Source organism: Vibrio sp. 10N.247.310.17, from assembly GCF_041466605.1.
GTDB lineage: Bacteria > Pseudomonadota > Gammaproteobacteria > Enterobacterales > Vibrionaceae > Vibrio > Vibrio tasmaniensis_A.
The window spans coordinates 133,253-160,143 of sequence record NZ_JBFSTC010000002.1; the positions used below are offsets into that span (position 1 = coordinate 133,253).

The 26,891-nt window shown below is 44.3% G+C and carries 25 protein-coding genes; 10 read left to right on the forward strand and 15 right to left on the reverse strand.

What is annotated here, in order from left to right; genetic code table 11:
* Positions 1 to 61: 61 nt before the first annotated feature.
* Together AB6D80_RS01320 and AB6D80_RS01325 are read right to left on the reverse strand one after the other, a co-directional pair.
* Complete coding sequence (locus AB6D80_RS01320; RefSeq protein ID WP_372187584.1) at positions 62 to 853, reverse strand: carbon-nitrogen hydrolase family protein; 792 nt, start codon at positions 851 to 853, stop codon at positions 62 to 64.
* 170 nt (positions 854 to 1,023) lie between these two features.
* Positions 1,024 to 1,446, reverse strand: coding sequence for a lysozyme inhibitor LprI family protein (locus AB6D80_RS01325; RefSeq protein WP_372187585.1), 423 nt, complete (start codon positions 1,444 to 1,446; stop codon positions 1,024 to 1,026).
* A gap of 333 nt (positions 1,447 to 1,779) precedes the next feature.
* Between AB6D80_RS01325 and AB6D80_RS01330 the strand changes: the two genes are divergently transcribed.
* On the forward strand, positions 1,780 to 3,357 hold the full coding sequence (locus AB6D80_RS01330) for an EAL domain-containing protein (RefSeq protein ID WP_372187587.1): 1,578 nt from the start codon (positions 1,780 to 1,782) through the stop codon (positions 3,355 to 3,357).
* Positions 3,358 to 3,486: 129 nt separating this feature from the next.
* Here AB6D80_RS01330 and AB6D80_RS01335 read toward each other — a convergent pair whose 3' ends face one another.
* Complete coding sequence (locus tag AB6D80_RS01335; protein ID WP_372187588.1) at positions 3,487 to 3,612, reverse strand: hypothetical protein; 126 nt, start codon at positions 3,610 to 3,612, stop codon at positions 3,487 to 3,489.
* 130 nt (positions 3,613 to 3,742) lie between these two features.
* On the opposite strand from AB6D80_RS01335, the gene AB6D80_RS01340 reads away from it, so the two are divergent.
* Positions 3,743 to 4,096 carry a hypothetical protein gene (locus AB6D80_RS01340; RefSeq protein ID WP_102561386.1) on the forward strand — a complete coding sequence of 118 codons (354 nt, stop codon included), beginning with the start codon at positions 3,743 to 3,745 and terminating at the stop codon, positions 4,094 to 4,096.
* 133 nt (positions 4,097 to 4,229) lie between these two features.
* On the opposite strand, the gene AB6D80_RS01345 is transcribed toward AB6D80_RS01340, so the two are convergent.
* Positions 4,230 to 4,709 carry an Sbal_3080 family lipoprotein gene (locus tag AB6D80_RS01345; RefSeq protein ID WP_372187589.1) on the reverse strand — a complete coding sequence of 160 codons (480 nt, stop codon included), beginning with the start codon at positions 4,707 to 4,709 and terminating at the stop codon, positions 4,230 to 4,232.
* A 195-nt stretch (positions 4,710 to 4,904) separates the two neighbouring features.
* Here AB6D80_RS01345 and AB6D80_RS01350 point away from each other — a divergent pair, with 195 nt between their 5' ends.
* Positions 4,905 to 5,303 (forward strand): hypothetical protein, encoded by a 399-nt coding sequence (locus AB6D80_RS01350; RefSeq protein WP_371705960.1) that lies wholly within the window; start codon positions 4,905 to 4,907, stop codon positions 5,301 to 5,303.
* A gap of 67 nt (positions 5,304 to 5,370) precedes the next feature.
* Here AB6D80_RS01350 and AB6D80_RS01355 read toward each other — a convergent pair whose 3' ends face one another.
* The 10 genes from AB6D80_RS01355 to AB6D80_RS01400 all read right to left on the reverse strand — a co-directional run bounded on the left by AB6D80_RS01355 (position 5,371) and on the right by AB6D80_RS01400 (position 14,291).
* Positions 5,371 to 5,922, reverse strand: coding sequence for a hypothetical protein (locus tag AB6D80_RS01355; RefSeq protein WP_108193125.1), 552 nt, complete (start codon positions 5,920 to 5,922; stop codon positions 5,371 to 5,373).
* 134 nt (positions 5,923 to 6,056) lie between these two features.
* Positions 6,057 to 7,007, reverse strand: a complete 951-nt coding sequence (locus AB6D80_RS01360; RefSeq protein ID WP_108193124.1) for an RDD family protein — start codon at positions 7,005 to 7,007, stop codon at positions 6,057 to 6,059.
* 127 nt (positions 7,008 to 7,134) lie between these two features.
* Entirely contained in the window at positions 7,135 to 7,905 is a 771-nt protein-coding gene (locus AB6D80_RS01365) for an alpha/beta fold hydrolase (RefSeq protein ID WP_372187592.1), read from the reverse strand.
* Positions 7,906 to 7,990: 85 nt separating this feature from the next.
* Positions 7,991 to 8,470 (reverse strand): lecithin retinol acyltransferase family protein, encoded by a 480-nt coding sequence (locus AB6D80_RS01370; RefSeq protein WP_108193122.1) that lies wholly within the window; start codon positions 8,468 to 8,470, stop codon positions 7,991 to 7,993.
* Positions 8,471 to 8,629: 159 nt separating this feature from the next.
* The gene (locus tag AB6D80_RS01375) at positions 8,630 to 8,980 is read right to left on the reverse strand and encodes a cupin domain-containing protein (protein WP_065105466.1); all 351 of its coding nucleotides are present in this window, start codon (positions 8,978 to 8,980) and stop codon (positions 8,630 to 8,632) included.
* Between the two features lie 137 nt (positions 8,981 to 9,117).
* Positions 9,118 to 9,516 carry a DUF952 domain-containing protein gene (locus tag AB6D80_RS01380; protein ID WP_372187594.1) on the reverse strand — a complete coding sequence of 133 codons (399 nt, stop codon included), beginning with the start codon at positions 9,514 to 9,516 and terminating at the stop codon, positions 9,118 to 9,120.
* Between the two features lie 69 nt (positions 9,517 to 9,585).
* On the reverse strand, positions 9,586 to 10,167 hold the full coding sequence (locus AB6D80_RS01385) for a GNAT family N-acetyltransferase (protein ID WP_108193120.1): 582 nt from the start codon (positions 10,165 to 10,167) through the stop codon (positions 9,586 to 9,588).
* A gap of 192 nt (positions 10,168 to 10,359) precedes the next feature.
* Positions 10,360 to 10,716, reverse strand: coding sequence for a DUF6404 family protein (locus AB6D80_RS01390; RefSeq protein WP_108099255.1), 357 nt, complete (start codon positions 10,714 to 10,716; stop codon positions 10,360 to 10,362).
* 88 nt (positions 10,717 to 10,804) lie between these two features.
* Entirely contained in the window at positions 10,805 to 11,296 is a 492-nt protein-coding gene (locus tag AB6D80_RS01395; RefSeq protein ID WP_108099257.1) for a GNAT family N-acetyltransferase, read from the reverse strand.
* 397 nt (positions 11,297 to 11,693) lie between these two features.
* Positions 11,694 to 14,291 (reverse strand): molybdopterin oxidoreductase family protein, encoded by a 2,598-nt coding sequence (locus AB6D80_RS01400; protein ID WP_372187596.1) that lies wholly within the window; start codon positions 14,289 to 14,291, stop codon positions 11,694 to 11,696.
* Between the two features lie 472 nt (positions 14,292 to 14,763).
* Between AB6D80_RS01400 and nirB the strand changes: the two genes are divergently transcribed.
* From nirB to AB6D80_RS01420, 4 genes are all read left to right on the forward strand, one after another.
* On the forward strand, positions 14,764 to 17,346 hold the full coding sequence (gene nirB, locus AB6D80_RS01405) for a nitrite reductase large subunit NirB (RefSeq protein WP_076648524.1): 2,583 nt from the start codon (positions 14,764 to 14,766) through the stop codon (positions 17,344 to 17,346).
* A 139-nt stretch (positions 17,347 to 17,485) separates the two neighbouring features.
* Positions 17,486 to 17,830, forward strand: coding sequence for a nitrite reductase small subunit NirD (nirD, locus tag AB6D80_RS01410; protein WP_372187598.1), 345 nt, complete (start codon positions 17,486 to 17,488; stop codon positions 17,828 to 17,830).
* A gap of 142 nt (positions 17,831 to 17,972) precedes the next feature.
* Positions 17,973 to 19,442: a NarK family nitrate/nitrite MFS transporter gene (locus AB6D80_RS01415; protein WP_372187599.1), complete on the forward strand. Its 1,470-nt coding sequence runs from the start codon at positions 17,973 to 17,975 to the stop codon at positions 19,440 to 19,442.
* A 167-nt stretch (positions 19,443 to 19,609) separates the two neighbouring features.
* On the forward strand, positions 19,610 to 21,400 hold the full coding sequence (locus AB6D80_RS01420) for a protein kinase domain-containing protein (protein ID WP_372187600.1): 1,791 nt from the start codon (positions 19,610 to 19,612) through the stop codon (positions 21,398 to 21,400).
* A gap of 73 nt (positions 21,401 to 21,473) precedes the next feature.
* Here the strand turns inward: AB6D80_RS01420 and cra are convergent, their stop codons facing one another.
* On the reverse strand, positions 21,474 to 22,478 hold the full coding sequence (gene cra, locus AB6D80_RS01425) for a catabolite repressor/activator (protein WP_372187601.1): 1,005 nt from the start codon (positions 22,476 to 22,478) through the stop codon (positions 21,474 to 21,476).
* A 373-nt stretch (positions 22,479 to 22,851) separates the two neighbouring features.
* On the opposite strand from cra, the gene fruB reads away from it, so the two are divergent.
* From fruB to fruA, 3 genes are read left to right on the forward strand one after another with little or no spacing between them, the layout of a single operon-like run.
* Positions 22,852 to 23,985: a fused PTS fructose transporter subunit IIA/HPr protein gene (fruB, locus tag AB6D80_RS01430; protein WP_372187603.1), complete on the forward strand. Its 1,134-nt coding sequence runs from the start codon at positions 22,852 to 22,854 to the stop codon at positions 23,983 to 23,985.
* A gap of 9 nt (positions 23,986 to 23,994) precedes the next feature.
* Positions 23,995 to 24,972, forward strand: a complete 978-nt coding sequence (gene pfkB, locus AB6D80_RS01435; RefSeq protein WP_054547030.1) for a 1-phosphofructokinase — start codon at positions 23,995 to 23,997, stop codon at positions 24,970 to 24,972.
* Between the two features lie 15 nt (positions 24,973 to 24,987).
* Positions 24,988 to 26,730, forward strand: coding sequence for a PTS fructose transporter subunit IIBC (gene fruA, locus AB6D80_RS01440; RefSeq protein ID WP_372187604.1), 1,743 nt, complete (start codon positions 24,988 to 24,990; stop codon positions 26,728 to 26,730).
* Positions 26,731 to 26,891 lie beyond the last annotated feature (161 nt).

Sequence of the window (26,891 nt, forward strand, 5' to 3'; positions counted from 1 at the left end):
TTCGATCTTATGTCGCTCTAGTCTTTGTTCTAACGATTTAACGGTCTAACGGTTTAACGGTTTAACGGTTTAACAGGGCGGTTATTTGCTGGATCTCATCTTCGACATCAATACCATTATATTGCGGCGCAATCGAGAGATCTTGAATACTCACAGTTTCTACAGATTGCTTGTCGTTGAGCTGAAGCATTAAGTCACCCTTTGGTGAATAGGTTCTACTGCTACCACAATAAGTCGCGGCAAACGCATCAACCACATCCTGCCCAACGCGATTACACGTCACGACATGACACCCCTCTTCTAAAGCTCTCGCTTGAGCAATAGCAAAGCTATGATGACCACCAAAATTCGCGGGATGCAGAATAACGTCGACCGACTGATACGCCCTCATGATCTCCGAGAACCAAATATCAAAGCAAATTGCGACACCAAACTTTAAGCCCTTGTGCTCAAATGTAAGGAGCTCACACCCACGTGAAAAATACTGTTTGTCGAATTTGGTTTGACTGATTTTTCTGTATTTGTGTCGTAAACCTGAACCATCAACCACCACGACGCTATTGTAATATTGCCCGCTATCTCTCTCGGCAATACCAGCAACAATCAAGGTGTGATGCTTCGCTGCCATCTGAGTTAATGAATCAATAGTAGTACTGTCGTTGAAGTCTTCAGCCAGTTCATGAATTTCTTCAGCATCGTTAAAAATATACCCAGTAGTGAACAATTCAGGTAACAGAGTGATATCCCCGACTGTCGATTCCGCTTCCAAAAGATCAGAGACCGACTCAATGTTCTTTTGTTTGTTTTTGTATTCAACCTCAAGCTGAATAAGAGTGATGCTGGCATTATTCAAAATCGAATCCTTGCTAGGTAATACTTCAAACTGTAACGCTTCAAGCTGTAATACTTCAAACTAGAGACTAAGAACTAAGAACGACAGAGTAAGACAATCCCCTATCGCTTTCTTATTAGCACGCCAAAGGTTGAAGCAGGAGCACAGTCCTGTACGCATTTCAAATCTGCCTACGGCGCTAATTTAGGCCCTGGTAAAACGGGAGGCGTGCTATCCATATAAGTTAAGAAATTCACCCACACCTCATGCGTGCGCTGCTTGGTTAACGTCGTCTTGCAGGAAAGCGCCATAACCCCTCGAATGGAACCATCACGCCATTGGGTGTACACAGAGTTACAATGAGCCGACATGTACGCCTGCCAGCTGTCTTGAGCCTTCTTAATTGAAGCCACCAGCTCAGCATCATAATCGTTGTGCTCAAAGCTGGCTGCAAGGTATTTATCCAGTTCCGCTTGTGCGGATTCCAACTCAATTGCGGCACAGTGATTGATCTCTATGGTATTCATCGCATTCTTGCAATCGACTGTCTTTTCAACAGCGAGCACAGAGCACGAGAAGTAAACCAAACCGAACAGTGCTATCACTCTTTTCATAAAAATCCTTGATTCTGTCATCAATAATCTGTGTTTCGGTTAACTGAAACACAGATTATTGAGTCAATTTCCTTCAATATCCCAATCGTATATAACTCTAGTCTTTATAGGGTTATAAATATCTTTTATTCGTATTAGTACTGCAAAACCAAGTAAAATCTACAAAGAAAAATCGGCTAAACATCAATATGTTACTGGTAAAATCGAAAAAACATTATCTTCATCAATAATTCATGCGTTTATTCACAATATTTATCATTTTCCTTGCTACCTAATCGTTAAATTTATAAATTAAATCGAATGCTCACTTAGATCGGTAGTCTTACTCCAACTATGGATATCAATTACCCGAATATTGCTAAAACATCTTTATGCTTCGTTGTTTCCTTTTGTATATCAATGGCAATGCTCATTCCGGCTACGCCTTTTCATTACCAAACGTTGACTGAAGACTCATCCAAACAACTAGAGCAAAAACTGAGGCACATTCAATCTCAATTCGATTACTTTTTGACTGAGGTTGAGCACGGGCAATCATGCGAGTCCGTGGTTACTCGGCTGAGACAAACGGTTTTTGATACCGACTGGATTAAAGAAGCGGCGTTGTTTAATAAAAATGACCAATTTTATTGTTCAACAACAGAAGGTGACGTCTCATTCCGTCTCTTTAAATCCATCAGAGAGCGCTTGAATTCCGATCCAAACATGACCACGTTGTCTTATACCAATGCTGCGATCACTAAAGTCAATTCCATCATGCTCATTTCTTCTAACGAAGATAATGCGGGAATTAGCTTAATGATCCCTCCTCATTTCCTGTACGACATAGTAAATCGAAATCTATCCAATTTTGGTATCGAATCAAAAGTAAAAGTAATTGATAAAAACATATCCTTACCAAAGGAAGGGACATATTTGCAGAAAGTAGTCATTGTTTCTGATAAATACCCACTAACCGTTACCTCATATATTGGGTATCAATATTACTTTAATTACCTCTTACGTTACTCTTGGTTCGGTTTCCTATTTGCGGGAATCGCGACAATTATCGCCGTGTCTATCAGGCACAATAAACAAAACCACAGAAGCTTAGAGTATTCATTATCTGATGCGCTAAGAAACGATCACTTGCATGTCCACTTGCAGCCTATCGTTAACCATAATACTCATGAAATAGTCGGTTGTGAGTCTCTGTTGAGGTGGCATGACCCAATTGAAGGTAACGTCTCTCCCGCAATATTCATCCCTCTTGCAGAAAGCTTAGGGTTAATAGAAGACCTCACGTACTTCGTGTTACGTGAAGTATTAGCCATGATCAACAGCAACCAACACCTGTTTCAATCAAGGTATGTCAGCGTCAACATAAGCCGGAATGTGCTATCAAATAGCAACTTCGCAAGCAAGGTGAGTCATATATACAAGAAGAACCCAGACATTCTCAAACAGGTGGTTTTTGAAGTCACAGAGGATGGTGAATGTTCTGATGCCGATATGGTTAAGATTAAAGACAACCTGACTAAACTATCGAATATGGGCGTAAGAGTTGCGATTGATGATTTTGGTACGGGCTATGCGGGCTTAGACTTTGTGAGACAGTTCCCGTTTAGCATTCTCAAAATCGATCGCGTGTTTGTGAAAAACATTTCAGACGAATCAAGCATTGGTATCCCTTTGCTGGAGTCCATGCTTCAGTTGTCCCGCACCTTAGGTATGCAAGTCATCGTCGAAGGGGTTGAGTACGAATCCCAAGTGAACATCTTGTCTAAACTGGGCGCCGACTATATCCAAGGCTTCTATTTTTATAAGCCGATGCCAATAAGCTTGACGATAAGTTTGCTCAGACAGCAACATTTTGAGTCCGATAACATTGAAGAATCATCCTTTTCAACACCAAAATGTGAGCAGCTTTAAACAGGTTCGATGGGATAAGCGCTGAAGATACAGTTCAGAATGATGCTTAGTACAACGCGTCACTTTAGCTTACGGCACGTTTCCCCACTCTTACTCCCAGGCAGGCTTTTACCATATTTGTGACTTAAATTATCGACGCGTGTCTTGGTTGGTTTTATGACTACTCGTAATCGCTAGCACGCTATCAGCGTGATTTTTGTTCCAATCAATCTGTTCATTAATTTCTTTTTTATCAATAAAGACCCAGTGAGACATACACTCTACACACAATACCAAACACATCACAACGCAGCATGTAACATATGCAACAAGCAACTAATTCGTGACCATCAACAACATAATACCGTAGCATGTGCGTGATTAAATTAACCTAGGAATCAATCACATGGAAAATACTGAAGTAATTAATACGGGGCTCTCAGAGAAGGACAAAAATGCAAAAACTCATGCCATCATCGCGTATGCGTTAATGCTATTAGGCTTCTTTACTGGTATTAGTTTTCTTGCAGGTGGTATTTGGGGCATCGTTAAAAAGTCCGATGCTCAAGGGACTGTCTTTGCGGATCACTACGACAACATCACCAAAACATTCTTTGTTTCGATTGTGCTTACTATTATCGGCGCACTAACAGCCGTTTTTATTATTGGCTATGTTGTACTTCTTGTTGCCGCGATCTACACGCTTTGGAAGATGATTGCTGGTTTAGCAAAAATCACTTCAGACAAGAGCTTTAATTAATATGAACAATGTGAAGCCGTAACGGTAAAAACCACGGCTTCACATCTTTGTCTCTTGGTCTCTTGGTCTCTTCGAGCTGAGCTTAAAGAGAAATAGAAAGCGAACAAAGGGATGAGTTAGTCAGCTATTTAGACTAGTTCGTCGCTTTTGAATCTGATGAATTGGCCGCTTTCGTCGCTTCTTCAGCGGTTTTCTTACCAAATACCGTATCCATCATGAAACCAATACGCTTAGATGCATCACCAAACTTGTTCGGGTTAGCCGTATATGGAACTTTAAACTCTACTTCACCTACTCTTTGCCCGTTTTGATAAGCATTGATCTCCGCTTGCTTTAAGAACAACGCTAAGTCCCAGCTCCAATGGCCTTCATACTCCAATGTTAGCTTATCAAGATCGTGCTTCGACTTATCAGATACAACGGTGTAGGTATAATCGTTATCTTGCAACCAGGTTTCCATGGTATTTAAAAAGCCTTCACGTGTTTCAGCGTCTTTAACAATAACAACATCCACTTCAGTCGTAGGTTCTGGAATCGCGCTCCCTGTGTAACGAGGGGCTCCACAACCAGCCAAAATTAAAACCGAAAGCGATAATAGTAGGTATTTTTTCACGTTATATATCCATTAACAGTTAACTGCATGAATGATACCACATCAAAAAAATGACATATTATATAAACAAAAGTTAATCAGACATTCCTTGTTACATAAGGCACTAAAAAACAACGAAAGAAAACGCGAAGACGATGGGTCTCCTTGGAGGAACATTTAATTCATCGCAACGTTGAGTGCATTAAAAGGAATATCATGGAAAAGAAACTTCAAACGAAATTAGCGACGAGCCTGCTGTTGCTGAGAGTTGGCATTTTTATCGTCTTCTTGTTCTGGGGCTTGGATAAGATTCTAGTGCCAGAGCACGCTACAAAGGTGCTGTCTGGCTTTTACGGTATCAACATCTCAGACAACGCAATAATGGCTATGGGTGTCGCTCAGCTCGGCTTTTTAGGCGCGTTCGTCGTCGGCATGTGGAAGAAGTACACCTACGGTGCCATTTTAGTCCTGCATGCAGCTTCCACCTTCGCCTCTTTCGCTAAATACATGGACCCGTTCAATAACCTACTGTTCTTCGCCTCTTGGCCAATGCTCGCAGCCTGCGTCGCACTCTTCTTACTGCGCGACTACGATACTTATAGCGTTGCCAACTAACACAAAGGGCGCCTGTTACTGGCGCCCTGTTTGGTTGAATTGATTCTTAAACGTTTGTTATAGCTCTTTATCTTCGGGTGAAAGCTTTAAGAATGTTATCTGCAACAGAGTTACTTTCGAAGTAATACTCTAATGAAACGTATGGGGAGCTTTCATAAACTAAACATGAAGCACCGACTCGCAAATCTCCAACGGTTTTAGAGTAGCTCGATTTACCAGCTTCAAACTGAAATGCTGGATAATACTCCTGAAACTTGTCAACCAAATAGCCTAAAGCTGAAATGCATTCACTCTTACTGATAAAACCTCGCTCGACTTTAACTCGTCCCACCAATCCAGAGCCATTGTCTATTGTAACTTCGTAGTCTGAGACAAAACTAAGCTTTGAGTCAGTATCTATCTCTAAAGGCACTCGAAAATTAGTAATTGGACTATCAGTGGCAATATTGAAGTTTTTCAAAGGTACGACTGGGAAAGGTTTAGCTACTTCAACTTCAAATATAGGGAAACCTTCATCTTGAGAGGTTGTGTGTTGTTCTACTAAACTAAAGCCACCCCCCATCATATAACCAAGGGTGGTCATGCAGGCCATGACTAAACCTATTTGCATTTTGTGCATCTGATTCCTTAGACTATCGATGAGCTATAACGAATAACAGGGATCCCCTTTCCGAGGATCTTCCACAATTGTGCAGTGCCTAATTGCACCGAAGCTATCATTTAAACAAAATTTAAAGCCTTGTTAGATGACGATTACTCCGAACTTTTGAGTTCTTGCGGATTAAACTTGTAGTTATAACTATTCCACTTTGAAGCAATGCCAATATCATAACCGTAGGTAAGAGTTACTTTAATCAAGTTTTTATTTAGTGACTCTGGGTAAGTATAAATTATAGTTTGGACTAGTTGCTTTGCGATCTCTGAATCTCGAACACTATCTTTATAAAGAAAAGCTTGAGCTTTCACATATGTCGTTGTTTTACTGCCAGAGTTTGAGTTTGATGAAGCAAAAGTTGTTGAACCTTCTGTGACCCCTGCATATTTTACTGACTCATTATCATTGATTGCTTTCTGTGTTACTAACAGTCCCTTGAACGATTCTGATTCAGTTAAGTCAGAAGTAAGAGCGGGGACAAGGACCGCAGTAACAAATAAGCCGGTAACCACCACTAAGTGAGGTCTCCAGACTGATGGCAACTCTTCAGAACTAGCCTCTGCATTTACGACATAAGTACCTACGGCAAGATCATGTAATGACTGTCGGGTTACGCGATTAAAAATATATAAGTAAGTAATTGAGCATAAGCCACCAAATACGATAAACGATAACAGGTACATTAAATATGGGATTACTGCTTCGTTAGTAATTTGTGCTCCATTCAAAGAAAATGGAACGGCAAGGAAGCTATACCTCAAAAAGGACTTCGGTAGGCTGATAGTTGAATTGCATGAGTCAACAACTCTTATATTTAGAAGCTTTTTTCCTATTGTCTGGCCATTTAATAAAGAGCTATTCATTACACCAAAATATGTAATTGACACAACAAAGCCAATCAACCTTCCCCACTCACCAAGCTGGACGAAAACATCTTCTAGAAATAAGCCGACAACATACCCCAATACACCTAAAAATATTGTGTCAATAAACAAGGCTCCGATTCTCGTCCAGAAACCACAAATCCATTTTTCTTGTACTTCTTCCAAAATATAATCCTTACTATGATGCTTGAAAGTAATCTAACGAATGACATGGATTCCCCCTACCGAGGATCTGCCACACTTATGTGGTGCTCAATCACACCGGACACACCATGTCTACTTGAATTACTGATTAGGTTGTTGGTATCGCTCGCTTAATAGCTTCAGCTAGCCCATCGGCGTTTTCCCACGCCATTGAATGCCCGGCATCAGAAACAAGGCTGATCGCTATACCGTGGTTACTCAGTTCGTCGGTATCGCTGTCTGGCAAAGATTCACTACCAAATATATAAGTTCTGTTTACGTTCAGAGAATACAACCTATCACGCCAACTCGGGAGTTGCCCTTCTATCAAGGACACGGCTTGCCTGTGTGTACCTATCGCTGAATTCACGGCTAAACTGGCAGCCCATTGAGTATTTTGGTCATCGATGCTGTGTTGCACTATCTGGGCGTGACCGTGATTGGTATATTCAAGCTCGGTGTAGCTCGCAATCTTCTTGCTAAAGAACCCGCCACCTGAATCAAGGTTAGCCTCACTCAACACCAAGGCCTGTAGTTGTGGTTGAACTTTTTCAGCCAACACAACCGACACAGCGCCACCCATGCTGTGACCATAGATAACAAAGTTATCCAAACCCAAAGATTGAATAAACGCCCCAAGATAAGCCGCGTGGCTACCGATGGAATAATCGAAGTCCTTAGGTTTATCACTAAACCCAGAACCTAATAAATCAACAAGAATGCGCCGATGAGGAAGCAACCAATCACTAGCTGCAACGGCCGGATAATCAAATGAGGAAGCACAGCCAATACCGTGTATAAAAATAATAGGCACTTCCGAACCGGGAAGATCATGATACCTGAGTATCACGTTGCTCCCCTTAACCTTAAACTCTTTCATTTATTCCTCTGAAACCAACTCAACACGACACTGAACTTATGCATGGTTAAAATACCAAGTGTGTAGAATCATTACCTAAGCATTGTTATTTTTTCTCAACAGCCTTGGTCGCTAAAACAGCTAAACCACCTAAAGCTAAGGCACCACCAAGGAATTTAGCAAACTTAGGATTTTCAGAGCATAAGCCAACTAAACTTGCGCCTAAAACAGCACCTGTCGCGCCCGCAACAACTTGGGTCGAAGACATTTTTAACCCCGTAGCCCATTTAGCAAAATGCTCACAATTTCTGTCAGTCAAAGAATATTTCCACTTTCCAATTTGAGAACGCGCCACTTCAAGTACCTCTGGCACAGGTCGGTCGTATGTAACTTCCGTTAAGTAAGTATGCTCACCCTTAGTGACTATATCCCAGCTTTCTTCTTGGACTGTACCGTTTCGCTGAGTTGCAGAAATGAGCATAGGTAGCCCTTTTTCACATAGTGCGTCCGAGACCAAAGACCAGTGCTGATAAACACCAAAGTTACTGACAACAATATCGCCAGCATTCAGATTTTTAATTGACATGTGTATCCCTACATCTAATTGATTGATGGTATCAATATGTAGGCATGTTTTAAAATTTCAAGTGGTTGCATATCCCAATACTTTATAAAAATAGCAACAACCCACATCGGCTCTACTAAAACCGCTCTGCGGCCGTACCAACATTTCTAGCTTGACGCTTTACTTCAGGCTGGCTTGAATGATTAACAACTCAATGTCATTTTTTGATGTATTAGCCAAGCCATGGGTACCAAAACGTTTATTTACTATCATGTCTCCCGCTGTCACTTTTGTCTCGACGCCTTCAATGATCATCGTGCCTTCACCTTTCAGAATAATATACATTTCTTCATCGTCTCCATGAGAATGCTCCCCCATAGAGCTTCCCGATGGCATGACAACACGGATGGCAAAATCCCAAGCACCATCAAAGTCTTTACGCCTGAACGCACGATAGATGTCTATCGCCCCTTCTCCATCATGACTGCTTTCATCTGTTTCTTTATCGCAAGTATAAAAATTACGTATCATAACTCTCTGAATCTCTCTAACTAGTTTCCGCTACTCTGTTAAACAATAAAACGCTACGGTAAGAAGTGGCACTACATGGTTGAATTCCACGTGTTTAGAATCACTCTGAGCCAGGGTAAATACCGTAATCTAGAGTCTTACAGGTTTACTTTTAGCGTGCCTGATGAATCCGCGATTAGCTTTATTGTTCTAACCACGGCTTGCTTAGAAAGTGGACTGTATAAATGAGGGTAAAGTGACCCATCATCTTCAGCCCCTACTGGAGGTTCATCTCTTAAGTCTTTGGCAACCGCGCTTTTGTCGATTTCTAAAAGATATACTTGCGCCACTCCCTCAAAGAAACAGTCTACAATTTTTTGCAGTTGCTGCTTATAAGCCAAATGAATAAAACCTTCGTCCTTAAAGGATGTTGGTTCATAGATTTCAGTGCTTTCGTATTCTCTGTAATCACTTTCGGTAAGTAAGTGGTATAGCATTTTTATTTTTCCTGTTTTATAAGCCTTGCGCAAGGAGAGAGACACAAAACCAAGCCGCATCAACTCATTTAAATTACAAACCAACGCAAAGTTTAAATGCCATGGATTGTGAATCGTAAATAATAGTATTTATTGGCTGAGTTTTTTAAGAAATCCTTGCTTAACCTCTGGCCACTCCGAGTCAATAATTGAATACACAACCGTATCTCTTACAGAGCCATCCTTTAAGATTTGATGATTACGCAGGATACCATCGATACTTGCACCAAGCCCTTCAATCGCTCTTCGAGAGATGGTATTCCCAACATGAGTGCGAAACTCGACGGCAATGGCTTCATAGCGCTCAAATAATTGTTTTAGGAGAAGGTATTTACACTCTTTATTTATCAGTGTTCCCCTAGCCACATTTGAATACCAAGTATAACCAATTAAAGCACGTCTATTTGGACCATCAACACCATAGTAGCGGGTAGTCCCTACGACTTGATTAGTGGATTTAACTCGCACAGCATAAGCCACATTACCTAGGTCCATTTGAGCGATAGCGTCACTAACGTATCGTTCCATTTTTTCTGGGCTCGGTACATTAGCGAACCATAGCTTCCAATGCTCTCCATCTTTCACCGCCTCAATTAATTCAGATACATGCCCTATAGTAAGAGGCTCAAGATCCACATGCTCACCTTCAATCAGGCTCTGTTCTATCCACATAACTCTCAATTTTCCTTTTATCGCCAACACGGTGTGTTAAGTGTTGTGTAACGTTTTCCGTTTCACAAAAATTGCAAGGTGTAACGTATTCATCTGGCAAATCTTTGGCTATAGCTTTTGTAGATATCAAGAAGAAGAGTAAACTCCTAAATGCCAAGTATTACGAATCATTTTAACTGCTTGTTATCGCGCTTATCCGTAGTTTTTCTTACTCCAATTTCCCCAACTCTTTTCACCCAATTTTTTTCGTGCCTTGACGATTCTGAACACATTAACAAGTCCCATAAAGAAACCGAAAATAGCAGATGAAATAAGGTAATTTTTCCAATGTTCAGGCTCTGAGTGCCAAGTAAACATCCACATCAAAGACCCCCAAATTACGGCCATCGATAATCCATAAATCAAGAATACTTTTTGAAGCGATTGAAACACCAGAGGCGTTTGAGACACGTTAGTGTATTTTGACCAAATAAAGGTATTTGGCCTCGTTAAGTCTGCAGGGACGCCCTTTTCAATAAGGTGCTGCTGAATGAATTTCGCCTTGTCCATCTTTACCTCACTATGCCTATGTCACTTGAATTCTATGACTATGCGACGATTTATCGAGAAGTGTTACCCACTAAAGGACTAACTTGATTCAATGTGTGTGGGCTGATTGATACACATTGTTTTCTATCAACGCTCCAGAAAACTCAAAAGTCAGTAAACCTATTCGACTAAAACCTAAATGTTCATAAAAGCCATTCGATTCATTTTCTACCCAAGTGTACAGCCAGTATTTATTACCAAACTGATTCTCGATTCCATTCAAAAGCTTTCGGCCTATCCCTTTACCTTTGAAAATGTTATCTACATAAAGTTTTTCTACTTCAAAGCCATTGCCAGGCGTTTGGTAGTGCGATTCAAGGTTAATCATTACGTAGCCTTGAATAACCTCATTTTCTTCACTTACAAACACACGATATTTAGTGGTATTCAATATTTCAAAGAAGTAGGCTGCCGTGAAAGTAGACAAGACATACTCAGCGTATTCAGTTTTGACCCCTTCTCTCGCATATGTGTCTAGCCAGACTTTAATGGACAATGCCGCTAATTTTACACAATCGTCTTTTGTCGCTTCCCTGACCATTTCCTCTCCAAGCACAGCAGTTATTAAACTGAATAATTATTAATTTTATCACTAGAGCATTTCTGTCTAGTAATCAAACCACCTCATACTTAGTTAAATAACTCATTTAATAACAGCACCTTACCAAGATAACCGCATCATACATGACGAAAAGCAGAAGTATTCCGTATAGCCAAAATTGAATGCGGAAATTATGTAAATGTGTGTATTGCTTATCATTTTCCTCATGTATTTCTTTACCCAAACAAAATGGTTAGTTCTAGATTTGTATGAGGCGTGATGGTTAGTAAATTATGGATGACGTGATCGTTGATATAATTTCTGCCTAATTTTCCCAAAACACGCCGACATGATTGTCGGCGTTTTTGCTATAGGTACGGTGAGTAAGAGGTAGTAACTACTTCGCCATGGTACTCAAAAACTCGGCTTCGAACTCTTCATCGGCCTCTCGGGTTAGGCATGCCACCAGCCATTCGATGCTTTGATGGTCGAGCTTGCTGTTCACCACAAAAGCTTGCTTCACACCAAATTGATCCAGCTTGGCAGAGCCGTAATTCTTGAATGATTTATTGCCGTGGTAATGGAGTGATTTAATCGCCTCTGCATTCGGTTCTGGTAAAGCATCGAGGGTGTTGGCAAGCTGAATCACCAACTCCATTGGGTTCTTCGATGATGAAATACGATACAGAAAACCGCCCTCCACTCTTTGGCGAACCCAGTAATCAAAGCCGCTGCAATCTATCACCTTGTCGCTGACCAGTGCGGCTTCACTGCGATAACCACACGGCTCGACCACCACAGGGGTGTGTTTGAATTCTGGCTGTCCAGAGGCCGCATCGGTATGAGGCAAGATCAGGTCGCATGGCTTACTGTCTTTGGCAGTCGGTGCATTCCAGTGAATAGGCATGAATACTTGCTCGCGGCGCATCTCTTTGGTTACCACTAGGCGGGCTTGGCACTCCCCTTGTTCACTGCGCACTTTCACTACAGGATTAATAGTGGCGTGGTTGAAGGCATCTAGCCCAAATTCATCTAAACCAAGCTCTGCAACGGTATCTGGGTGCATGGCTACAAAGGGTTCTGGTGTGTGTTCGCCTAAACCTGCGGCCAAGCCCGTGCGGCTCATGGTGTGCCATTGGTCTCGGATTCGACCTGTGTTCATGATAAGTGGGAATTCAAGGCTGGTGTCGGCAATCGGTTTGTCGTGCTCAACCGCAATAAACTGCGCTTTACCAGATTCGGTAAAGAACTCGCCAGTGGTGAACATACGCTGCTCAATGATCTCTGGTTGATATTCAAGCACTGGCCATTGCTGTGGAGTAAGTTCGCCATAGCCTTTCTCATCTAACTGAGTCAGACCGATTAAGCACAAGTCACGCGCTTTACCTGTTTCATTACCAAGCGCAGTCATCTCACAATACTCTTTAAAGATCTCACCTTCGTGGCGGTAATCAAACTGCTCTTTGAATCCCATTTTTTGCGCGACTTCTTTTAGTATCCACCAATCGGGTTTGGCTTCCCCTGGGCTTGGTAATATACGGCGTTGGCGTGAGATTCGACGTTCAGAGTTAGTCACGGTGCCCGACTTCTCGCTCCACCCTTGCGCGGGCAGCACCACATCGGCCAAGCGCGTGGTTTCCGTATCGGCAATACAATCAGACACCACCACAAATGGGCACTTCTCTAATGCGGCTTTGATCTTTTCGCTATCTGGCAAACTCACGACTGGGTTAGTCGCCATGATCCACACCGCTTTGATTTTGCCTTCATTCATGGCATCAAACAGGTCAATCGCTTTTAAACCCGCATGTGTGGCTAAGCTGTCGGTTTGCCAGAACTCGCTGACGGTTTGGTGTGATTGCGGGTCACCAAATTCAAAGTGCGCCGCTAAGGTATTAGCTAAACCGCCCACCTCACGTCCGCCCATTGCATTCGGCTGGCCCGTTACAGAGAATGGCCCCATACCCGGCTTACCGATTTTCCCGGTCGCTAAATGGCAGTTAATAATGGCGTTTACCTTATCGCACCCTTGTGTGGATTGGTTCACGCCTTGAGAGTAAATGGTCAGCACCTTCTCATTCGATGCAAACAAACTGTAGAACTGTTTTAGCTGCTGCTCGGTAAGCCCTGTTAGCTCAGAAACGCTTTTGTCTCCCTTACTTGATTCGGTATAGTCTGATTCAGTATAACGATATTGGGTTGCAGATCGAATCGATTCAGTAAAGCCTTGAGTGTGGTTTTCTATATAGTCTGAATCTAGCTTGTCGTTATCGTCGAGATAGCCCAATAAACCATTGAACAACGCCACGTCTGAGCCTGATTCCAATGCCAAGTGAATGTCTGCGATTTCACAGGTGTCGGTATAACGCGGGTCGATGACGATGACTTTCAATGCAGGGTTGGCTTGTTTTGCGGCTCTTAATCTTTGGAATAACACAGGGTGACACCAAGCTAGATTTGAGCCAGTAATCACGACTAGATCGGCTTGCTCGAGATCTTCATAGCATACCGGTACTGTGTCTGCGCCAAATGCACGCTTATGCCCGACCACGGTTGAAGCCATACACAGCCTAGAGTTACTGTCGATGTTGCCACTGCCGATGAAGCCTTTCATCAGTTTATTGGCAACGTAATAGTCTTCGGTAAGAAGCTGACCAGACACATAGAACGCAACCGAATCGGCCCCAAATTCTTCGATGGTTTGATTGAATTTGTCTGCGACCAACTGAGTGGCACGGTTCCAATCCAGCTCTTGTTTTTGCTCATTCTGAATATGAGCAGGCTGTGTTAGGCGTCCTAAAGGCGTGACGGTATCACCAAGCGCAATCCCTTTAGTACATAGCTTTCCATAGTTTGATGGATGATCTTTATCACCACGCACTTCTAGTTTTCCTAACGATGTCGGTCTCGCTTCTATTCCACACCCTACACCACAATAAGCACAGGTTGATTTTATCCAGCCGCTGTTTGAATCGGTCATCCGTTTCTCGCTCAATTATCCATAATTGTAATAACTCAAACCAAGCAAATAGCACGCCACTTAATACCAGCCGACCAAACTGAAATATTTCCAATTAAAAACAACAACTTAATTAAAGATAAAATATCAACGCTGAACAAAATCGAACTTAACCAAGATAGAAACTTAATTTTTGCACCATCTTGCGGAAAGTTGCACCACAAACGCTCATTTATATAAATCTAACAAAAATTTTACATACCACTTTAGGGGTAATTACGTGCCACCTTAAATTTTTAAATATCTGAAATATATAGATTAAATTTTATTTGGATGAACAACTCGCAATCTGGCACCCTCCTTGATCCACTAGAAACCAAGACTTAGAAAAAACATTTTTGTTTTTCTTGATGATTATGAATTGAGTGGAATCTCAACCCGGTATTCATCTGCTAACGACTAGAAATTAGATGCTAGTGATGGTGACGCCGAGAATAAGGAATGGATTATGAGCAAGAAGAAAATCGTCGTTGTTGGTAACGGCATGGTTGGACACAAATTTATCGACAACATCCTGCAATCAGACAGTGATGAGTTTGATGTAATTACTTTTAGTGAAGAGCCAAGGCTGGCATACGACCGAGTTCAGTTGACGGCTTACTTCAAGCGCGGAAATGCTGATGATTTGGCATTAACCAGCGAAGAGTATTACCAAAGCAATGGCGTCAATTACCTTCTCAACGCGAGAGTCGCTCAACTGGATACTGAAAATAAGTGCGTTGTGACTGAATCGGGACATACTGAGAGTTATGACACCTTGATTCTGGCGACCGGTTCATTCCCTTTTGTTCCCCCAATTCCCGGTAACGACCAAGAACACTGCCACGTTTATCGCACTATCGAAGATCTAGACGCCATTGAACTATCTAGCAAAGGCAGCAAATCTGGCGTAGTGATTGGTGGTGGCCTGCTTGGCTTAGAAGCCGCAAACGCAGTCAAAAACCTTGGCTTGGAAACCCATGTGGTTGAATTCGCGCCTCGCCTAATGGCCGTTCAATTGGATGACGGTGGCGGTGCCCTACTGCGCAGAAAGATTGAAGATCTTGGTGTGCAGGTTCATACCGAGAAGGCCACCTCTGAGATAGTCGCCGGTGAGAACGCTCGCTACAGAATGAACTTTGCAGACGGCACCCACCTTGAAACCGATATGATCGTGTTCTCTGCAGGTATTCGCCCTCAAGATGCCCTAGCTCGCAGCTCTGATATCGCCATTGGTGAACGTGGCGGCATCGTGATTAATGATCACTGCCAAACTAACATCGACAACGTCTATGCGATTGGTGAATGTGCGCTTTGGGACAACAAGATCTTCGGCTTAGTCGCCCCCGGTTACTCCATGGCGAAAGTCGCGGCTTCGCATATTGTCTCCGGCGGTACTGACGATGCTGCATTTACTGGCGCTGACATGAGTACCAAGCTCAAACTGCTTGGCGTCGATGTGGCCAGTATTGGTGAAGTACACGGCAAGACGGAAGGCGCTCAGTCGTATACCTACAACGATGAAATTGAACAAGTTTATAAGCGCCTGATCATCTCGGCAGATGGCACAAAGATTGTCGGTGCAGTATTGGTCGGTGATGCAGAGGCTTACGGTTCGCTACTGCAAATCAAACAAAACGATATGCCCCTTCCTGAAAACCCATCGGTATTGATTTTACCTAACGTGGCCGATGATTCAGGTTCGGCAATGGGCGTTGAAGCTCTGCCCGATAGCGCAGTGATTTGTTCGTGTTTTGATGTAACCAAAGGCGACATTAAAGACGCCGTTTCAGCAGGCTGCACCACGATGGCCGCATTGAAAGAAACCACTAATGCGTCGACAGGTTGTGGCGGTTGTTCTGCCCTTGCTAAACAGGTTCTGGATAGTGAGCTGAGTAACCTAGGTGTCGAGGTTTCTAACGATATCTGTGAGCACTTTGCTTATTCTCGTCAAGAGCTAACTGACATCATCCGCGTCAACAAAATCAAGACCTTCGATGAGCTGTTAGATTCTCACGGAAACGGGTTGGGCTGTACCGTGTGTAAGCCTGCTGTGGGTTCTATTTTGGCTTCTTACTGGAACGATTACATCCTCGAAGATCAACACATCGAACTGCAAGACACCAATGACATCTACCTCGGCAACATGCAAAAAGACGGCACCTACTCTGTGGTTCCGCGTATTGCTGGCGGAGAAATCACACCCGACAAGTTGATCGTTTTAGGCGAAGTCGCAAAAGAGTTCGACCTTTACACCAAGATCACCGGTGGTCAGCGTGTCGATTTGTTTGGCGCGCAACTTAACGAACTGCCAATCATCTGGAAAAAGCTGATTGATGCTGGTTTTGAAACTGGCCATGCCTACGGTAAGTCAGTACGTACTGTTAAGTCGTGTGTAGGCAGCACATGGTGTCGATACGGTGTCGACGACAGTGTTGGCTTAGCGATTCGACTTGAGAACCGATACAAAGGCTTACGCTCACCACACAAGATCAAGTTTGCGGTTTCTGGCTGTACTCGTGAATGTGCAGAAGCTCAATCAAAAGACTTTGGCATTATCGCTACCGACAAAGGCTGGAACCTCTACATCTGTGGTAACGGTGGTATGCGCCCTCGCCATGGTGACCTTTTCGCTACCGACCTTGATGAAACCACCCTGCTGCAATACATCGACCGTATTCTGATGTTCTACACACGTACCGCAGATCGCCTACAGCGCACATCGGTATGGATGGAAAACCTTGAAGGTGGCATTGAATACCTCAAACAAGTCGTGATTGAAGACAAGCTCAACGTTGCTGAAGAACTTGAAGCCGATATCGCCCTTAACATCGAAAAATACCAATGTGAGTGGAAAACCACCATCGAAAACCCTGAAAAAATGAAGCGTTTCCAGCACTACATCAACAGCGAAGAAATGGACACTAGCCTGTCATTCATCAAAGAACGAGAGCAGCGTTTTCCTAAGCCGAGCTTGAGCTCTTCTTCAGATTCACAACGAGATGAAATGCTAACCAAGGCCGACCAAATCGAAGTCACGGAAGTTTCGTAAGCCGAATTGACGGTCAGTGAATAAGTAACAACTAAACCCAATATCGAGAGTCGACAGCGGCGCAGCCCAAGAAAACTGCTGTCGGCTATCACCCTAATTAAATTGATTATTAGTTTTATGTTTTGACTAGGAGAAAGTCATGGAAAATTGGACAACCGTATGCAACACCCGGGACTTAACCCCAAACGGTGGTATTTGCGCCAAAGTAGACGATAACCAAGTGGCTATTTTTTACTGTAAGCGCAGTGACACGCTTTATGGACTCTCTAATTACGATCCTGTTGGCAAGGCGAATGTGATGTCACGTGGTATCATTGGTTCATTAAGCGGTGAGCCTTACGTAGCCTCACCCTTATACAAGCAGCATTACCACTTAGAAACTGGCGCGTGCCTTGAACAACCCGATCTCAAGCTCGTGAAATTTGAAGTTCGCACGCAAGGAGAACAGGTTCAGGTTCTCGCACCGCTTGCTATCGCCAGTTAACTAATCGCCGACATCATCATGTAAACGCTTTATAGGCGTGAGCAATTTCGGCACAGGGTTTAGCCACATTAATGCGTTCGAATTTCGGAAGTAACGCACGAGCTAAAGCCGGGTAATTTTCCAGATTTAAAGGATTTAAACCATGGATAACACAAAATTTTCGCTGCTTTCATTTACGGGTAAGATGAAAACCTTACACCTAAGTTGGATGGCCTTTTTTATCACCTTTGTTGTGTGGTTCAACTTTGCCCCACTACTGCAAATGGTAAAAACGTCGCTTGGTCTTTCCACTGAAGAGATCAAAACACTGCTTATTCTCAACGTCGCATTGACCATTCCGGCGCGTGTCGCCATTGGTATGTTAACCGACAGATACGGCCCAAGATTGGTCTACTCTTCGCTACTCGCTGTCTGTTCAATCCCTTGTTTTATGTTTGCCATGGCAGACTCTTTCATTCAAGCGGCAATTGCTCGTTTCCTACTTGGCTTCATTGGCGCTGGCTTCGTTGTCGGTATTCGCCTTGTGTCTGAGTGGTTCCCACACAATGAATTGGGTACTGCAGAAGGTATTTACGGCGGTTGGGGTAACTTCGGTTCAGCAGCGGCAGCATTCACACTTCCAACTCTGGCTTTAGCGTTTGGTGGTGAAGACGGCTGGCGTTATGCGGTTGGTATTACTGGCCTTATGAGCTTAGCGTTCTCGTTTGTGTTCTACAAAAACGTAACGGATACACCAAAAGGTTCTACTTACTTCAAACCAGCTCAAGTAACGGCAATGGAAGTGACATCAAAGGGTGACTTTTTCTTCCTACTTATTATGAAGATCCCAATGTATGCCGCTTTAGCGCTACTGACTTGGAAGCTATCACCAAGCAACATCAATATGCTTTCTGACATGGCGGTTAACTCGGTTTACGCAGGTTTGGCTGCGCTTTACGTGTACGAAGTATCGCAAGTTTGGAAAGTAAACAAGAACGTATTTAAAGAAGAAGTACCAGAGATTCACCAGTACAAATTCAAGCAAGTTGCGGTACTTAACGTATTGTACTTCGCGACATTTGGTTCTGAACTGGCTGTTGTTTCTATGCTGCCACTGTTCTTCTCTGACACCTTTGAATTAACACCGGTTCTTGCAGGTATGGTTGCATCGGCTTATGCCTTTATGAACCTAATGTCTCGCCCAGGTGGTGGTTGGATTTCAGACAAATTCGGTCGTAAACCAACACTGCTTATTCTAACGATTGGTCTTGCTGTGGGTTACTTCGCAATGGGTCAAGTCGACAGCACATGGCCTGTATGGCTAGCGGTTGTCGCTGCGATGGCGTGTTCTTTCTTCGTGCAAGCGGGTGAAGGTGCAGTATTCGCAACAGTTCCTCTAATCAAGCGTCGTATGACAGGTCAGATTGCTGGTATGACAGGTGCTTACGGTAACGTGGGTGCGGTAGTTTACCTAACTGTGTTGTCATTCGTGAGCTACCAAACGTTCTTCTTAGTGATTGCTGCAACAGCGGTACTTGGCTTTGTAACTCTACTGTTCATGGAAGAGCCTAACGGTCAAATCGCCGAAGTAAACGACGACGGCAGTGTCACGCTAATTAATGTTTCAAGCTAGGGTCTGTACTAAGAAGCATTGATATTATTGAATCGGGAGAGGCACCTTAGCGGATACATCAACGCTAGGTGCTTCGTTCAAAGGCTCTAAGTTCACTAGAGCTTTTGTTCTTCCTAGGATGTTCTGTCAAGGAAGCGGGAAGAAGAACAGTTAAAAGAAGACCAGTTATGACAATTTCATTCAGCCAAGGGCAAGTCGTCACGCCAGAATCCAACAACCAGTTAACGCTTAAGTTTGGTGGTTATTCGAATAAAGGCATACGTGATGAAAACCAAGACGCCATCATTGTAAAGCACCCCAAAACTCGTACTGAGCAAGAGTTGAAAGGCAGTGTCGCCTGCATAGCAGACGGGGCAAGTTGCAGTGAACACGGCCAGAAAGCCAGTCACACTAGCGTGATGCAGTTTATCGACGACTATTACGCCACGCCAAATAGCTGGAGCATTCAGCGCTCTGCACAGAAAGTCTTAACGTCCCTCAATTCTTGGCTCTTCAACACGTCTGTTTCTAACATTCATCCTGCACAACAAGTGAACCACAACGCCCTCGTTTCGACGTTCAGCAGCGTGATACTCAAATCAAACACCGCGCATATATTCCACGTTGGCGACAGTCGCATTTACTTACTAAGAGATGGAGAATTACGACAACTGACACGCGACCACACCCGTAAAAATATGGGGCAGAAGCATTACTTAACACGCGCCTTAGGCATGGACAACCAACTCAACGTTGATTATCAAACCCTGCCTATCAAGAAAAACGACTGCTTTATCCTCACTTCGGATGGTGTGCACGAGTTTGTCTCGCCCAACACATTCAATGAACACATCGATAAGCCTGGAGCGGATTTTGAATACGCAGCACAAACGATCTGTAACACCGCTTTAAGCCACAATAGCTCAGATAACGTGAGCTGTTTGATTGTGCAAGTCAGCCATCTACCTAAACCTTCGCTGATTGAGTTCCATGAAAAGCTGGCTAAACGTGCCATCCCACCCGCGTTAAAGCTCGGGCAAAGTATCGACAACTTCATGGTGCTTGAGGTGTTGTATGCAGGCTCTAGAAGCCATGTGTATCGTGTGATGCAGAAAGAGACACAAACCGAGTTCGTGCTAAAAGTCCCTTCCGTTCAATATCACGATAGCCCTTCGCAACTCAGAGCTTTCTTTAATGAACAATGGGCGGGGATCTTGCTGAACAATAAGAAGGTAATGAAGGTCTACCCTACGCCAGAGAACTCGCAATTCTTATATCAAATCTGCGAATGGGTAGAAGGCATCACGCTAAGACAATGGATGTACGACAATCCAAAACCGTCACTCAATGAAGTACGCGACATACTAGAAAAAATCACACAAGGTATTCGAGTATTACAACGCGCAGACATGGTGCACCGAGACTTAAAGCCCGAGAACATCATGATTCAACGTGATGGTGAGGTAAAAATCATCGACCTTGGTGCAGTGTTAGTGAGAGGCCTTGAAGAGGGAGAGCTCACCGACAAAGACGACACACCATTAGGCGCGGTCAATTACATTGCACCCGAGACCATCAAGCACAACAGCGCGACCACCAGCTCAGATCTGTTCTCTATCGCCGTGATCGGTTATGAGATGCTAACCGGTGCATTGCCCTACTCTGAAATGACGGCACAATCGCTTAAGCAATCTCGTCATCATCAGTGGGAATACCAACCCATCACTCAGAAACGAGCGGACTTACCCAGTTGGGTAGATTTGGTGTTACAAAAAGCCTGCGCGGAATCGCCAAGCGAACGTCATCAAGTGTTGGGAGATTTTGTGGCAGACCTTTACACACCAAACCAAAGCTTGGTGAAAAGCAAAGCCAAGCAACCTTTGATAAACCGAAACCCGATCCAGTTTTGGAAGGTGTTGGCTTTGTTACTCGGCATTGTTGCCATTGTAGAAATGGGCTTATTGCTTAGCTCGAGTTAATTACAGGTTCGAGTTAAAGCCAAGTTCGAGCTAAGTGTCCAAGTCTAACCTAGCTTGTGTAAACTAACTGGAATTAGCCTCGTTTTACTAAGCTTCTTGGCACTAGTTCAATACCCGCTTGATAGCGTTTAGCTGACGCGTTCAAAGCAAGTGCAAAGGCGCTGTCTGCAATCACTTCGAATTGCTGTGGCAGTGAATGGACTTTAAAAGGTAAGAAGTCCAATAAACGATTATCACCAAAGGTTGCCAGCTTTACTTGGCTGATCAGTTCTGGCTTTTCGACCATCACATCAAGCACACCCTCTAACAAGGTATAAGACATAGTGACGACCGCATCAGGAACTGTGCCTTTAGCAATCCACTCTTCAAAAACCTCGCGTCCAGATTCTCGGTCAAAGTGCTCACCATAACCGACAACCATCGGCTTGTTTTCTGTTAGCCCTGTTTGTTGAGTATGTGCTTTATTCGCCGCTTCAAAACCCAACTGACGTTCTCGCGAAATGTTCAGATCAGGTAGTGCGCCAATAAGGCCAACACTGTGAATGCTGTCATCAAGAATCGAGTGCGTCAGTTCAAATGCGGCTTCGAAATCTTCACTGATCACGCAGGCAAAGTGCTCATCATCTAAAGGACGGTCAATCGCGATGACTGGCGTGCCTGAGTTTTGCAGCTTTAAGTAAAACTCATTGGCGTCTGGCATTGAGCTCGCCACCAGCAAGGCATCGATACGACGGCTAACAAGCGCTTCCGCAACTTTACGTTCGGTTTCAGCGTCATCATCTGAACAGCCAATCAAAATCTGATAGCCCACTTTACGTGAGTTCTGCTCTATCAATTTTGCTAAACGCGCGTAACTGCTGTTTTCCAAGTCAGGAATAATCAAACCAAATGAACGGCTATTACCAGCGCGCAGCGACGAAGCAGCATGGTCTGGTCGGTAGTTATACTCTTCCACAACCGCCATGACTTTCTGCTGAGTCTTTTCACTGATTCTGTATTTCTGCGCCTTGCCGTTGATGACATAACTGGCCGTGGTTTTCGATACTCCAGCCAATTTAGCAATTTCATCAAGTGTCATATGGGTGACCTGTATTTTGTGCGTAGGATCATATAACCAATGATCTGATCCTCGGATTAGTTGAATTATATGCTGAATCGATTCAGTATAAAAGCTGAAAGGATTCAGCAAAATCTGAAAAGTGACTTCAATCATCCTTTTGAATGGATTGAGCGTCATTTGTTGTGATTCAACTTCTCGTTATTAACGAAACTGGAATTACGACACGCAGCAAAACTATTTTGAAAACCAAAATCGGCTTTGCTGAATTTTTTTACACTGAATGCTGAACCGATTCAGCAAGCGTAAGGCGAAGAGTTCAGCTCCATAAATCTTGCTCTAGACTGAATCGTAGCGATACACAAATTCTCAAGCGATACGCTAAAGAGGCACCATGCTTAAATTATCAAAATCTGACATCACTCTAGGCCAAACTGCCGAAGACAAATTCAAAGCTATCCAGAACATTGCTGGCGACCTGACCGCGAAAGGCTTAGTTGACTCTGGCTACGTTGAAGGAATGCTGAACCGTGAAAACCAGAACTCTACGTTCCTAGGTAACGGCATCGCGATTCCTCACGGCACCACTGACACGCGTGGCCTAGTAAAAGAGACAGGCGTTGCGGTACACCACTTCCCAGAAGGTATTGATTGGGCAGACGGCAACCGTGTTTACGTAGCAATTGGTATTGCGGCGAAATCTGACGAGCATTTAGGCATTCTTAAGCAGCTAACGAAAGTGCTAGCGGCAGACGGTGTCGAAGAGAAATTAAAGCAAGCGAAATCAGAAGACGAAATCATCGCCCTACTTAACGGCGAAGTTCAGCTAGAAGCCGACCTAGACGCTTCTTTAGTTCAGCTACTGTTCCCTGCAAGCGACATGATTCAAATGTCTGCCGTTGCGGGCGGCCTTCTTAAGAACACTGGTTGCACAGACAACGCATTCGTTGCCGACCTAGTGACGAAAACACCGACTCACCTAGGCCAAGGCCTGTGGTTGTTGGGCAGCGACATAGGCGTAACACGCACTGGCGTATCGTTCGTTTCAACAGCGAACGATTGTGAATTCGAAGGCACACCAGTTAAAGCATTGGTGGCATTCGCCGCTTGTAACAGCGCGCACCAATCTATTCTGGCAAACCTAAGCAAGATGGTTTTCGAAGGTAAACAGCAACAACTGCTAACCGCTGACGCAGCGCAAGTGATTGGTCTTCTGAAAGGTGAAGCGGTTTCTACAGCTTCTCAAGACGATGACAACTGCGCAGTATTCAAAATCAAAAACGCACACGGCCTGCACGCTCGTCCGGGCGCAATGCTAGTCGCTGAAGCGAAGAAGTTTGAATCAACTATCCGCGTTTCAAACCTAGATGGCGACGGAAAAGAAGTGAACGCGAAGAGCTTGATGAAAGTCATCGCGCTTGGCGTTAAACACGGCCACCAGCTTCAGTTTGTTGCTGAAGGTGAAGATGCAGCACAAGCACTTGAATCGATTGGCAAAGCTATCGCTTCAGGCCTTAGTGAAGGTTAAGGAATCGATATGTCTGATAAACAAATCAAAGCCGTTACCGTTACGCTAAACCCAGCTCTCGACCTAACTGGCGCTATCGACGCACTTAATGTGGGTTCAGTGAGCCTAGTAAACAAAGGCTCTCTACACGCGGCAGGTAAAGGCGTAAACGTAGCAAAAGTACTTTCAGAGCTTGGCGCTAAAGTGACCGTAACGGGTTTCCTTGGTCGCAATAACGAAGAAGCGTTCTGCCAACTGTTTGAACAGATGGGCGCAACGGACCGCTTTATCCGTGTCGACGGTGCAACTCGCATCAACGTAAAACTGGTAGAGAACTCAGGCCAAGTAAGCGACATCAACTTCCCAGGTGTTCCTGTTAATGCTGACGCTATCAAAGCGTTTGAAGAAACCTTGTTAGAGCTTGCTGAAACACACGATTACTTCGTAATTGCAGGCAGCTTGCCACAAGGCATCTCTCCTGAGCTTTGCGCTTCTTGGGTTCAACGCTTACACGATTTAGGTAAGAAGGTGCTATTTGATAGCAGCCGTGACGCACTTAAAGCCGGTATCAATGCGCAACCTTGGTTGATTAAGCCAAACGATGAAGAGCTGTCTCAGCTGTTCAATGCAGAACTGACAACTCGTGACCAATGCCAACACGCAGGCCAAGCCCTAAGTGAAAAAGGCATCGATAACATCGTGGTATCACTTGGCGCAGAAGGCGTGATGTGGCTAAACCAAGGTGAATGGTTACATGCTCAACCACCACGCATGCAAGTGGTAAGCACGGTAGGCGCAGGTGACACATTAGTCGCTGGCCTATGTTGGGGTCACATGCAACAGATGCCAAAACCAGAACTTATTAAATTCGCAACCGCCCTATCTGCTCTAGCAGTTTCACAGGTAGGCGTGGGCATCACCAGCCAACAAGAGCTGGATTCAGTACTACAAAATATCCAATTACAGTCGCTTAGTGCTCCAACTAGCCAGTTAGACACAAGCAAATAGGACAAAAGGTTTATTATGAATATTACCATTATCACAGCTTGCCCTAGTGGCGTAGCAAACAGCATCATCGCCGCAGGCTTGTTAGAGCAAGCGACAAAAGCACTGGGTTGGAACGCCGCTATTGAATGTCAATCAAGCGTGCTACCAGACTCAACCGTATCGCAAGACGCTATCGACAGCAGCGACGTTGTGGTTATCGCAGCCAACACAAACGTTGATAAAGCGCGCTTTGTCGGCAAAAAAGTGTACCAAGCGGCTATATCTGAATGCACTGCGGATGCAAAAGCATTCCTAGAGAAAGCGGTAGCAGAAGCAACAGTATTAGACGCTTCTCAAGTTGAAAAAACAGTTGCGGTTACTGGCACTTCACCAACGACGGGCAGCAAAAAGATCGTAGCGATTACCGCTTGCCCAACGGGTGTTGCACACACCTTTATGGCGGCTGAAGCGCTTGAAGCTGAAGGCAAACGCCTAGGCCACCAAATCAAAGTGGAAACTCGCGGTTCTGTAGGTGCGAAAAACCAACTGACAGACCAAGAAATCGCAGACGCTGATCTAGTTATCATCGCAGCAGATATCGACGTTCCACTGGATCGTTTTAACGGCAAAGCGCTATACAAAACAACAACAAGCCCTGCTTTGAAGAAAACAAAGCAAGAGATGGAAAAAGCATTCGCAGAAGCTAAACCATACCAACACACAGCTTCTTCAAATTCAGCACCTGCTGACGAGAAGAAAGGCGTGTACAAGCACCTAATGACAGGTGTTTCTCACATGCTTCCTGTGGTGGTTGCGGGTGGTTTGATCATTGCACTGTCTTTCGTATTCGGTATCGAAGCGTTTAAAGAAGAAGGCACGTTAGCAGCAGCACTGATGACTATCGGTGGTGGTTCTGCATTCGCACTGATGATTCCTGTTCTTGCTGGTTTCATTGCATTCTCAATTGCTGACCGTCCGGGTCTAGCTCCTGGTCTAATCGGCGGTATGTTGGCTAGCTCAACGGGCGCAGGTTTCCTAGGTGGTATCGCAGCGGGTTTCATTGCGGGTTACGCAGCGAAATTCATTGCCGACAAGGTTCAACTTCCACAATCCATGGAAGCCCTCAAGCCTATCCTGATCATTCCGTTTATCGCGAGTTTGTTCACTGGTCTTGTGATGGTTTACATCGTGGGTGGCCCTGTATCTGGCGTGATGAGCGCAATGACAACTTTCCTAAACAACATGGGAACGTCTAACGCGATTCTTCTGGGTGTGATTCTAGGCGCTATGATGTGTTTCGACCTTGGTGGTCCGGTAAACAAAGCGGCTTACACATTCGGTGTTGGTCTACTGGCTTCGCAAACTTACGCACCAATGGCAGCAATCATGGCAGCAGGTATGGTTCCAGCTCTAGGTATGGGCCTTGCGACTTTCCTAGTGAAAGACAAGTTTGAAGCAGGCGAGCGTGAAGCAGGTAAAGCATCATTCGTTCTTGGTCTATGTTTCATCTCTGAAGGTGCAATCCCATTCGCAGCGAAAGATCCAATGCGTGTTATCCCAGCTTGTATGGCAGGTGGCGCACTAACTGGCGCTCTATCAATGATGTTTGGTGCTCAGCTAATGGCTCCACACGGCGGCTTGTTCGTACTACTGATTCCTGGCGCTATCTCTCCAGTGCTTATGTACCTAGTGGCGATTGCAGCAGGTACAGCAGTAACAGGCTTTGGTTATGCAGCTCTTAAAAAGATGAGCGATTCTAAAGTGACTGCAGAGGCTTAATCCCCCTACTCTGTTTAGCGGTTAAGGCTGACGAACAGAGGCTCTTGATAAAACAGTCCCTTGTTAAAACTGTTCCTTGGTAAAGCAAAAGGCTCCTCAATTGAGGTAATGCCGTTCGGATAAGCATTATTGCTTGAACCTGAACGGATATTTGGCTGGGA